Origin of the sequence: Ensifer sp. SSB1, from assembly GCF_016652895.1 — a bacterium.
In the GTDB taxonomy this organism is placed as follows: Bacteria; Pseudomonadota; Alphaproteobacteria; order Rhizobiales; family Rhizobiaceae; genus Ensifer.
In genome coordinates, this window is sequence record NZ_JAEPRP010000220.1 from 1 (window position 1) to 10,695 (window position 10,695).

6 protein-coding genes and 1 pseudogene are annotated in these 10,695 nt (G+C 63.7%); 1 reads left to right on the forward strand and 6 read right to left on the reverse strand.

The annotated features are described in order from the left end of the window. The 6 genes and pseudogenes from I8N66_RS33245 to I8N66_RS33270 all read right to left on the reverse strand — a co-directional run. Window positions 1–990: pseudogene (locus tag I8N66_RS33245) on the reverse strand (peptidase M14); the annotation flags it as partial. Continuing rightward, on the reverse strand, window positions 987–1,841 hold the full coding sequence (locus I8N66_RS33250; RefSeq protein ID WP_113538387.1) for an ABC transporter permease: 855 nt from the start codon (window positions 1,839–1,841) through the stop codon (window positions 987–989). The gene I8N66_RS33250 and the pseudogene I8N66_RS33245, both read right to left, overlap by 4 nt. Before the next feature lie 4 nt (window positions 1,842–1,845). Further along, a complete protein-coding gene (locus tag I8N66_RS33255) occupies window positions 1,846–2,769 on the reverse strand; it encodes an ABC transporter permease (RefSeq protein WP_113538388.1) in 924 nt (307 codons plus the stop codon). A 61-nt stretch (window positions 2,770–2,830) separates the two neighbouring features. Continuing rightward, window positions 2,831–4,363 carry an ABC transporter substrate-binding protein gene (locus tag I8N66_RS33260; RefSeq protein ID WP_291163547.1) on the reverse strand — a complete coding sequence of 511 codons (1,533 nt, stop codon included), beginning with the start codon at window positions 4,361–4,363 and terminating at the stop codon, window positions 2,831–2,833. 48 nt (window positions 4,364–4,411) lie between these two features. Then, entirely contained in the window at window positions 4,412–6,244 is a 1,833-nt protein-coding gene (locus I8N66_RS33265; protein WP_291163550.1) for an ABC transporter ATP-binding protein, read from the reverse strand. A gap of 13 nt (window positions 6,245–6,257) precedes the next feature. Next, on the reverse strand, window positions 6,258–6,842 hold the full coding sequence (locus I8N66_RS33270; RefSeq protein WP_113538391.1) for a winged helix DNA-binding protein: 585 nt from the start codon (window positions 6,840–6,842) through the stop codon (window positions 6,258–6,260). Between the two features lie 121 nt (window positions 6,843–6,963). On the opposite strand from I8N66_RS33270, the gene I8N66_RS33275 reads away from it, so the two are divergent. Then, window positions 6,964–10,584 carry a hydantoinase B/oxoprolinase family protein gene (locus tag I8N66_RS33275; RefSeq protein ID WP_291163554.1) on the forward strand — a complete coding sequence of 1,207 codons (3,621 nt, stop codon included), beginning with the start codon at window positions 6,964–6,966 and terminating at the stop codon, window positions 10,582–10,584. Window positions 10,585–10,695 lie beyond the last annotated feature (111 nt).

The following is a 10,695-nucleotide window of genomic DNA, read 5'->3' on the forward strand; positions in this document are numbered from 1 at the left end:
GCGGGCCTTCACCGCGCGTCCGGCGCGCGACTGCGCCTCGAAGGGCTGGCCTTCGATTGCGGCGAGTTCGGCATGGATCTGAGCGACCGTCAGCGGCGCTTCGGCCGTCTCGATCGGCTGGGCCTCGCCGTCGACATCCGTCGCCTGCAGCGGCCGCGCCTCAACGATGACGGTCGGCTTGCCGACGCCGAAGACGATCTCCGGCACGATCTGGCCGGGCTTCAGACCGCGGTCGCCGAGTGGGCGGCCCGATTTCTTCTGGAAGACTTCGAGCAGCGAAAAATAGAAATCCTCGTGCAGCGCCTCGCGGAGGCTGATGACCTCTTCGCCGACGGGCAGACGGAAGTCGGTGATCGGCAGGGTCACGCGGATGTTGAGCTCTTCGAAATAGGGCTCGCTGTCGCCCCAGGCATGATCGGCGATCGCCCGCATCGTGCCGGAAAAGAGCCGCTCGTAATCGGTCTCCAGGTGGCATTCGCGATGCTTGTCGCAACCCTCGTCCAGACGGATCCAGCCGGTCGGCGACAGCAACGTCTCGCCGACGAAGTCGGTGTGGATGCGGTTCGGTGCGAAGACCGCGTGATTTTCCTGGCGTCCGCTGCGGAAGGTCAGGGCCACATCGTAGGTGAAAGCCCTGGCGCTGCCGGCTTCGAAGCTAATCTCGGCATCGCCGACAAGGGCAGCCAGCGGATAGGCTTCGAGCAGGAAGCGGTTCGGTGCGGCGCCTTCATTCTGGGGATAGCGGATGACGACGCTGGCGAGCGCTGCGCGGTCGACCTCTTCGAGGAAGAAATGCAGCAGCGGCTTGTAGGCGCTCCTGATCGCCGCCTTGACGCCGAAGCTTGCGAGTTTCTGTTCGGCGGCCTTGCGGCTGGCGGCATCGTCGAAAAGCCAGGCTTCGAGCTTGGTGCCGCGGGCGGCTTCCTTGCCGTAGGTGGTGAGAAGGGTAGCGAGCGTGCGCTCGAAGGCGCCTTCGAAAATCGTCGTCATCGTGAGGTTCTACCGGTTGGGTCGAGGCTGTCGCGCAGCCAGTCGCCGAGAAGATTGAGGCCGAGAACGGTGAGCAGGATCGCAAGGCCCGGGAAGACGCTGACCCACCAGGCGTTCTGCAGGTAGGTGCGGCCGTCGGCGAGCATGCCGCCCCAGCTGGGGATCAGCGGATCGACGCCGAGGCCGAGGAAGGTGAGGCTGCTTTCGAGCAGAATGTTGTTGGCGACGTTCAACGTCATCAGCACGATGACCGGACCGATGAGATTCGGAAGCAGGTGCTGGAACAGAATCTTGTAGTCGCGCACGCCGATGGCGCGGGCGGACTGGATGAATTCGCGTTCGCGCAGCGACAGCACAGATCCGCGCACGAGACGGGCATACTGCACCCATTGCGACACGATCAGCAGGATGATGGTATTGCCAAGCCCGCCGCCGACGATGGCGATGAAGGTGATCGCGAGCAGGATGAAGGGGAGCGCCAGCTGCACGTCGGCAAAGCGCATGACGAGCATGTCCCAGAAGCCGCGATAGTAACCCGAGACGAGCCCCATGACGACGCCGACGACGACAGCGCCGGCGACCGACGTCAGGCCGACCAGCAGCGAGATCTTGCCGCCGGCAACCACCCGGGCAAGCACGTCGCGGCCGAGCGGGTCGGTGCCGAGCGGATGCGCCCAGTTGACGAAGGGCGGGGTTAGCCGCGCCATCAGGTCGATCTTGTCGACGCCACCGGGAAACAGCACGCCGGAGAGGAGCACTGCGAGGCAGATGCCACCCGTCAGAAGCGCGCCGAGGATGAATTCGAGATTGCGGAAACGGGCGAAACGGGAGTTTGCAGCCTTGGTCGTCATCGGCTCACTCCGTCCGGATGCGCGGGTCGACGAGGCCATAGGCGATATCGACCAGAAGATTGACGAACACGATCATCAGCGAAAGCACGGTGATGACCGCCTGGAGCACGGGATAGTCGCGGGACGCGACCGCATCGAAGGCGAGCGTGCCCATGCCCGGCCAGTTGAACACGAGCTCGACGACGACGATGCCGCCGAGCAGGCCACCGAACTGCAGCCCGAAATAGGTGATCAGCGGGATCGCGCAGTTACGAAGCGCATGCTTGTAGAGCACCTTGCTTTCGCTGAGGCCCTTGGCGCGGGCAACCATGATGTATTGCGATTGCAGGGTTTCGAGCATGGCGGTGCGCACCAGCCGCACGTTCGTCGCCGTCAGGATGATGCCCATGGTCAGCGCGGGCATGATAAAGCTCGCGAAACCGTCCATTCCGCTCGGCGGCAGCCATTTGAGCACGATCGAGAACAACAGCACCAGCATGATCGCCAGCCAGAAGTTCGGGAAGGAAAGCCCGATCAGCGACAGGATGCGGATCGCCTGGTCGGCCCATTTGCCGCGTGCGACGGCGGCACGGATGCCGAGCGGAACGGAAATGAGGATCGAAACGATCAGCGAGGTGAAGGCGAGCAGCATGGTTGCCGGCAGTGCCGTGGCAATCAGCTGCGAAACCGGGGTGCCGCCGAGGAACGAACGGCCGAAATCGAGGGTAAACATGCCTTTGATGAAATCGGCATATTGCGCGAGGAACGGCTGATTGAGGCCGAGCCCCTCACGGATGCGCACGAGGTCTGCCTCGGTCACGCTGCCCGCACCCTGCGCGAGCATCAGCGCGGGGTCACCGGTAAACCGGATGGCATAGGAGACGGTCAGTGTCACGACGAACACGACGAAGACCGCCTGCAGAAAACGTTTGATCAGAAATCCGGCCAAGTGACCCGCCCTTTAAAGAGAATGGTCCGCCGCCAAAAAGTGGAGCGGCGGACCGATTTGCTTACTCGACCGTCACATCCGTCAGCCGCAGGCGGCTGTCCGGTACCGGCACGAAGTTCTTGACGCGCTTGCTCACGCCGAAGATGGCGTTGAGGTTGTAGAGCGGCATTTCGAGCGCACGGTCGGCGGCGTAGTTGGCGATCTGCTTGAGGATCTCCTCACGCTTGGCCTGGTCGGTGATCGAACGCTGGGATTCGAGCAGCTTGTCGAGCTCCGGATCCTGGTCGTAGGGGTTCCACTTTTCGCCGGAGTGGTACATCGAGTACGCCGTGTTGTCGTAGTCGAGCGTCCAGCCGCCCCAGGACTGCTGGAACATCGCGCCGGTTTTGCCGGCGGGGATGATGTCGTTCAAGAGAACGTTGGTTTCATAGGGCTTGATCGTCGCGTTGATGCCGATGAGCTGCAGGTAGCTCGCGATCGCCTGCACGACCTCGTTGAAGGTCGCTTCGTTTCCACGAACGTCGATCTGCACCGAGGCACCCGGCGCGACGCCGGCTTCCTTCAGGAGCGCCTTGGCCTGTTCCGGATCATAGGGCAGCGGCTTCATCGCCGGATCGAAGCCGAAGGAGAGCTTGCCCTGGAAGCTGGCGATCGGGTCTGCCTGGCCGCCGAGGATCGACTGGATGATGGTATCGCGGTCGACGCCGAGGATCAGCGCCTTGCGGACCTTCGGATCCTTGGTGATGCCGTCGCGGGTGTTGAAGCGCAGAGCATAGACCGTCGGGCCGGCGCTGGTGACGATCTCCAGATTGCTGTCGTCCTGGATCGTCGGGATCATGCCGATCGGAATGGTCGGCGGGATGACGAGATCGACACGGCCGGCCTGCAGTTCGGCAACGGCGGTCGCCGGCTCCGAGATGAAGCGGTAGTTGAGGTTGGAAAGCTTCGGCGCGCCACCCCAATGCTCGGCAAAGGCTTCGAGCTTGATCCCGACCTTCGGCTCATAGGAGACGAACTTGAACGGGCCTGTTCCAACCGGATGGGCGTTGAAGTAGTCCTCGCCCTTTTCCTGGATGTACTTCGGCGGCACGATCATCGCGCCATAGCCTGCAAGCTTGGTGAGCAGCACCGGATCCGGGGTCTTGAGAACCAGGTCGACCGTCTTTTCGTCGACGATCTCGACCTTCTCGATCACGGCATAGTTGGACTTCTGCGGGCCCTTGGAGCCTTCTTCGCCGAGCAGGCGGTCGAAAGTGAACTTTACCGCTTCCGCGTTGAAGGGCTCGCCATTGTGGAACTTGACGCCTTCGCGCAGCGTGAAGCGCAGGCGCTTGCCGCCGTCGAGCTCTTCCCACGAGGTTGCAAGGCCGGGCACGAGCTTGAGGTCCGGGCCGCGATAGGTCAGGCCGTCGTAGATATTGGTGGCGACGGATGCCCAGTTGACGAGGAAGGTGTCGACCGGGTCCCAGCTTCCCGGATCCTGCGGCGACGACACCGTCAGCGTGCCGGCGGCAAAAGCCGGGGCGGCGGTCATGATACTGCCGGCCATCGCGAGGGCGATGAAGGCGGCGTGGATCCCCTTTTTGTTGATCATTTACTCACTCCTGTTTCGACAGCCTTCTTCAAAAGAAAAGAAAGCGGCTTACGCGTCCTTGGCCACGAAATGGCCAGGGGCGATCTCTTTGCGCGGCAGCACCGCAGGTTCGTTGCCGACACGGCGGATCGGGCTCGGGATCTCGCCTTCCAGCATGGCACGCTCGCGGCCCTTGCCGGGCTCGGCGACCGGGACGGCGGAAAGCAGCCGGCGGGTATAGGGATGACCCGGCGTCTCGAACACCTGGGCGCGGCTGCCGAATTCCATGACCTGGCCGAGATAGAGCACGGCGACACGGTGGCTCATGCGCTCGACCACCGCCATGTCATGGCTGATGAAGAGATAGGCGAGGCCTTCCTGCTCCTGCAGCTCCATGAACAGATTGATGATCTGCGCCTGGATGGAGACGTCGAGCGCGGACAACGCTTCGTCAGCGATGATCAGCTTGGGGCGCGAGGCGAGCGCGCGGGCAATGCAGACGCGCTGGCGTTGGCCGCCGGAGAACTCGTGCGGATAGCGCTTGGCGTGCGCGGCCGTCAGGCCGACGCGCTCCAGGAGTTCGTGTACGCGCTTCTCGATTTCCTTTTCGCCAAGGATCAGGCCATGGGTGCGGATCGGCTCGGCGATGGAGAAGCCCACGGTCTTGCGCGGGTCGAGCGAGGCAAAGGGATCCTGAAAGATGTACTGGATTTCCTGCTTCAGCTTCTGCCGTTCGGCGTAGCTCATTGCCGAGACGGGCCGGCCGCCGAAGAGGATCTCGCCCGATGTCGGTGCCTGGAGCTGCTGGATCGTGCGACCGATCGTCGATTTGCCCGAGCCGCTCTCGCCGACGAGCGCCAGCGTTTCGCCCGGGAAGATGTCGAAGCTGACGTTTTCGATCGCGTGCACGCGGTGCGTCGCCTTGCCGAAGAGGTTCTTGCGCACGTCGAAGCGGGTGACGAGGTCGCGGACCGACAGGATCGGCGCTGCGTCGTAGCGGGCGGTGCGCTGGATATGGGTATCGCCGACGCGCTTCGGCTCGCCGTCGACCATCATGGTCAGCGGCAGGCGCTTCGGGAATTCCTCGCCGGTCATGCTGCCGAGTTTCGGCACGGCCGAAAGCAGCGTCTGGGTATAGGGGTGCTTGGGCGCCTCGAAGATCTCTCCGACCGGGCCTTCCTCGACTTTGCGGCCCTTCCACATGACCACGACGTCGTCGGCCATCTCGGCGACGACGCCCATGTCATGGGTGATGAAGATCACCGCCATGCCGAGTTCTTTCTGCAGGTCGCGGATGATCGTCAGGATCTGCGCCTGGATGGTCACGTCGAGCGCGGTGGTCGGCTCGTCGGCGATCAGCAGTTTCGGCCGGCAGGCGAGCGCCATGGCGATCATGACGCGCTGCCGCATGCCGCCGGAAAGCTGGTGCGGATAGCGGCCGATCAGTTCGGCGCTATCAGGGAGCCGCACCATGTCGAGCAGGCGGCGCGTCTCGACAAGGGCTTCGGCCTTCGTCATCTTTTCGTGCAGCATCAGCACTTCGGCAACCTGGTCGCCGATGGTGAAGACGGGGTTCAGCGAGGTCATCGGCTCCTGGAAGATCATGGCGATCTCCTTGCCGCGGATGGCGCGCATGGTCTTCTGCGGGGCACTCGTCAGGTCGATTTCGCCGTCCTTGCCGCGAAACAGGATGCGGCCGGTCGGGAACTGGCCGCCCATCATGTCGGCAAGCCGCATGATCGAAAGTGAGGTCACCGATTTGCCGGAGCCGGATTCGCCGACGATCGCGAGCGTACGTCCCGGCGTGACCGTGAAGCTCAGGTCTTCGACGACAGGATTGCCGTTGAAGGCGACGGAAAGTTTCTCAACGGCGAGCAGCGGCGCAGGCGTATCGGCGGTCACGCGGTCTTCCTTGTTACAATGTGGTCGCGGCGCGCGCGGACTGTTCATAGGCGCCCGACATGAAACGCAGGACGGCGGCGATCTCGGAAAGCGTCTCTTCGGAAGGACGTGCCTTGGCAGTGGAGGAGACCAGCAGGCGCTCGCGAATCTGAGCGTAGCGCGTGCAGGCGTCCGAGCCCTTGTCGGTGATGAGGATGGTCTTTTCCTTGCCTTCCTTGCCCGTCGTCACCAAGCCGGCGGCTTCGAGCTTGCGGATGGCATAGGTCGCGACATGGGTGTCTTCGATATCGAGCACGAGGCAGATGTCGGCGAGCTTCTTGCCGCGATCGCGATGGCGGATCGTGTGCAGGATCAGAATTTCGATGGGGGAAAGCCCGGGGACGCCGGCAGCGGCCATGCAGCGCATCATCCAGCGATGAAAGGCGTGCGATGCGAGGATCAGCCCGTATTCCACTTCGGAGAGACCTGGGGAGCCGCCTTCGGCAAGGTGCGCGGAGGAAACGATCGGACCGATGGCCGCGACCGGCTTCAGATGTTCGGGCAGGGCGTTTCCAGCCCATTCCCGACCTTCAAAGCTCTCCTCAGCCTTCTTCGTCATTCAGCTCTTCCTCATCTTGACGATTTTATGTCATCATTTTATCGACATTTTGTCAACGAACTGCTTTGATGAATTTCCGGGCTTGCACAATGATGCGGCTCGCGAACGAGAGGGATGGACAATGAGCGCACGCGAAACCGGCAGTTGGGACTTCTGGATCGACCGTGGCGGCACCTTCACCGATGTCATCGGTCGGGACCCACAAGGTGCTTTGCATGCGCGCAAGGTGCTGTCCGAAAATCCGGAAGCCTACCGCGACGCCGCCGTCCAGGGCATTCGCCTGCATCTCGGCCTGCCGACCGGCGCGCCGATCCCGACCGGTCTGATCGGCGAAGTGCGCATGGGCACGACGGTCGCCACCAATGCGCTGCTCGAGCGCAAGGGCGAGCCCTTAGCGCTGGTGACCACCAAGGGTTTCCGCGACGCTCTGAAGATCGGCTACCAGGAACGCAAGAAGATCTTCGCGACCGAGATCATCAAGCCGGAAGCGCTCTACCAGGACATCGTCGAGCTCGATGAGCGCGTGCTGGCCGACGGCACGATCGAGCAGCCGCTCGACGAAGCAAAGGCGCGCGCTGCGCTCGAAGACCTCAAGGGCAAGGGCTACAAGGCCGTCGCCATCGTCTTCATGCATGCCTACAAACATCCGGAGCACGAGGCGGTCGTCGCTCGGATCGCCCGCGAACTCGGCTTCGAGCAGGTCTCGGTCAGCCACGAAGTCTCGCCGCTGATCAAATATGTCGGCCGCGGCGACACAACGGTCATCGATGCCTATCTCTCCCCTGTTCTGCGCCGCTACGTCGCCCAGGTTTCGAGCGAACTCGATATCGCCCGCACCGGTGCACGCGTCATGTTCATGATGTCTTCGGGTGGCCTGACGGCGGCGGAGATGTTCCAGGGCAAGGATGCGATCCTCTCCGGTCCGGCCGGCGGTGTCGTTGGCCTTGCAAAGACCGGCGAAGCTGCAGGCTTCGATCACGTCATCGGCTTCGACATGGGCGGCACCTCGACGGATGTCGCCCATTTCGACGGCGAATATGAGCGGGCGTTCGAGACCGAGGTTGCCGGCGTGCGCGTGCGCGCGCCGATGATGCTGATCCATACCGTTGCCGCCGGCGGCGGGTCGATCTTGCATTTCGACGGCGAGCGCTTCCGCGTCGGCCCGGACTCGGCCGGCGCCAACCCCGGCCCCGCCTGCTACCGCAATGGTGGCCCGCTCGCGGTCACCGATGCAAACGTCATGCTCGGCAAGCTGCTGCCGGATTTTTTCCCGGCGCTCTTCGGCCCGAACCAGGACGAACGCCTCGATGTCGAGACCGTGCGCGGCCGCTTTGCCGCGATGGCCTCTGAGATCGGCGATGGCCGCAGCCCCGAGGATGTGGCCGACGGCTTCATCCGCATCGCCGTTGCCAACATGGTCGAGGCGATCAAGAAGATTTCCGTGCAGCGCGGCTACGACGTGACCCGGTATGCGCTGAGCTGCTTCGGCGGCGCCGGCGGCCAGCACGCCTGCCTCGTTGCCGACCAGCTCGGCATGAAGAGCATACTCGTGCACCCGATGTCCGGCCTGCTTTCGGCCTATGGCATGGGGCTCGCCGATATCCGCTCGACGCGCCAGAAGGCACTGGGCGTCGCGCTCGACGACCACGCACCGGCGGCACTCAGCACGCTAGGCGCCGAGCTGGAAGTCGATTGCCTCGGCGAACTCGAAGCACAAGGGATCGCCCGCGACGAGATCCGCACGCATCTGCGCGCCCATATCCGTTATGCCGGCACCGACACGGTGCTTGCGGTCGACGCGACCTTCCCCGCGCATGACGATATCGCCCGCCTTCGCGCGGAGTTCGAGACCTTGCACAAGCGTCGCTTCGGCTTCGTCGCCGACAACAAGGCGCTGGTCATTGACGCCGTCGAAGTCGAAACGGTTGGCGGTGGCGCTTCCCAGATGGAGCGCGAAGGTGGTGCGGTCACGGAGGGCGCGCCGGATGTCGCACGGCGCACGCGTTTCTATTCACAGGGCCAGTTCCACGATGCGCCGGTGTTGCTGCGCGCCGAAATCGCGCCCGGCCAGCGGCTCGACGGCCCTGCGATCATCATCGAACCGAACCAGACCATCGTCGTCGAGGACGGCTGGCAGGCGGAGCTGACGGCGAAGGACCATATCGTGCTTCGCCGCGTGAAGGCGCTGCAGCAGCAGAGCGCGATCGGCACCCATGCCGACCCGGTCATGCTGGAGATCTTCAACAACCTGTTCATGTCGATCGCCGAGCAGATGGGCGTGACGCTGCAGAACACCGCCTATTCCGTCAATATCAAGGAACGGCTGGATTTCTCCTGCGCCGTCTTCGACAACCGCGGCAATCTCGTCGCCAATGCGCCGCACATGCCGGTGCATCTCGGCTCCATGGATGCCTCGGTCGCGACCGCGATCCGCGAGAACCCGGTCATCCATCCGGGCGACGTGTTCCTGATCAACGCGCCCTATAACGGCGGCACGCACCTGCCTGACCTTACCGTCTGCACGCCCGTTTTCGACGATGCCGGCAAGGAGATCCGTTTCTGGGTCGCCAGCCGCGGCCATCATGCGGATATCGGCGGGATTTCGCCGGGCTCGATGTCGCCGCTCGCCACCAACATCGAGGAGGAAGGCGTCTATATCGACAACTTCAAGCTCATCGATGCCGGCCGCTTCTGCGAGGCAGAGCTCGAAGCGCTCTTGAACGGTGCGCGCTATCCGGTGCGCAACATCCTGCAGAACGTCAACGACCTGAAGGCTCAAGTTGCGGCCAACGAAAAGGGCGTTGCCGAGCTCAAGAAAATGATCGCCCAGTTCGGCGAGGACGTGGTCGAGGCCTATATGGGCCATGTCCAGGACAATGCCGCCGAAAGCGTGCGCCGCGTGCTCGACCAGTTGCCCGACGGCGAATTCTCCTACGAGATGGACCAGGGCTGCAGCATCGTCGTCAAGATCACCGTCGACCGCGACAAGCGTGAGGCGACGGTGGATTTCACCGGTACTTCCGAGCAGCGGGGCGACAACTTCAACGCCCCGGCGCCGGTCACCCGCGCGGCAGTGCTCTACGTCTTCCGCGTGCTCGTCGAGGCGGACATTCCGATGAATGCCGGTTGCCTGCGTCCGATCCACATCGTCATCCCCGAGGGCACGATGCTGACGCCGCGCTATCCGGCGGCAGTCGTCGCCGGCAACGTCGAGGTCAGCCAGGCCGTGACCAACTGCCTGTTCGGCGCGGTCCAGAGCCAGGCCGGAGCGCAAGGGACGATGAACAATCTGACCTTCGGCAACGACAACTATCAGTATTACGAGACGATCTGCTCCGGCGCGCCCGCCGGCCCCGGCTATAACGGCGCCGATGCGGTCCACACCCACATGACCAATTCGCGCCTCACCGATCCGGAAATCCTCGAAACCCGCTTCCCGGTGGTGCTCGAAGACTTCCATATTCGGGTCGGTTCGGGTGGCCGTGGCCAGTGGAATGCCGGCAACGGTACCAAGCGCACGATCCGCGCCCGCGAGACGCTGGATTTCGCCATCCTCTCCGGTCACCGCCGCGTGGCGCCCTTCGGCATCAAGGGCGGCAGCCCGGGCGAACTCGGCCGTAATCTCGTGCGCCGCAACGACGGCCGGACGGAGGAACTGTCCGGTTGCGCCCATACGGTTCTCGAAGCCGGCGAAGCCTTCACGGTGGTGACGCCGACGGGCGGCGGCTACGGCCGGCCATAAGCCGGGGAAAAACAATCTCCCAAGACTGCTGCGGTGGTCTGCGGGCGGGCGAGCGCTCGTCCGCCCGTATTTTGTTTGTTGCCGCCGTCGGTTTTGCTGCACCTGCGAAAA

What these genes read in the sequence shown, in the direction of transcription:
- I8N66_RS33270 (WP_113538391.1), bottom strand. Translation starts at nt 6,842, where the DNA reads ATGACGAAGAAGGCTGAGGAGAGCTTTGAAGGTCGGGAATGGGCTGGA.
- I8N66_RS33250 (WP_113538387.1), bottom strand. Translation starts at nt 1,841, where the DNA reads ATGACGACCAAGGCTGCAAACTCCCGTTTCGCCCGTTTCCGCAATCTC.
- I8N66_RS33260 (WP_291163547.1), bottom strand. Translation starts at nt 4,363, where the DNA reads ATGATCAACAAAAAGGGGATCCACGCCGCCTTCATCGCCCTCGCGATG.
- I8N66_RS33275 (WP_291163554.1), top strand. Translation starts at nt 6,964, where the DNA reads ATGAGCGCACGCGAAACCGGCAGTTGGGACTTCTGGATCGACCGTGGC.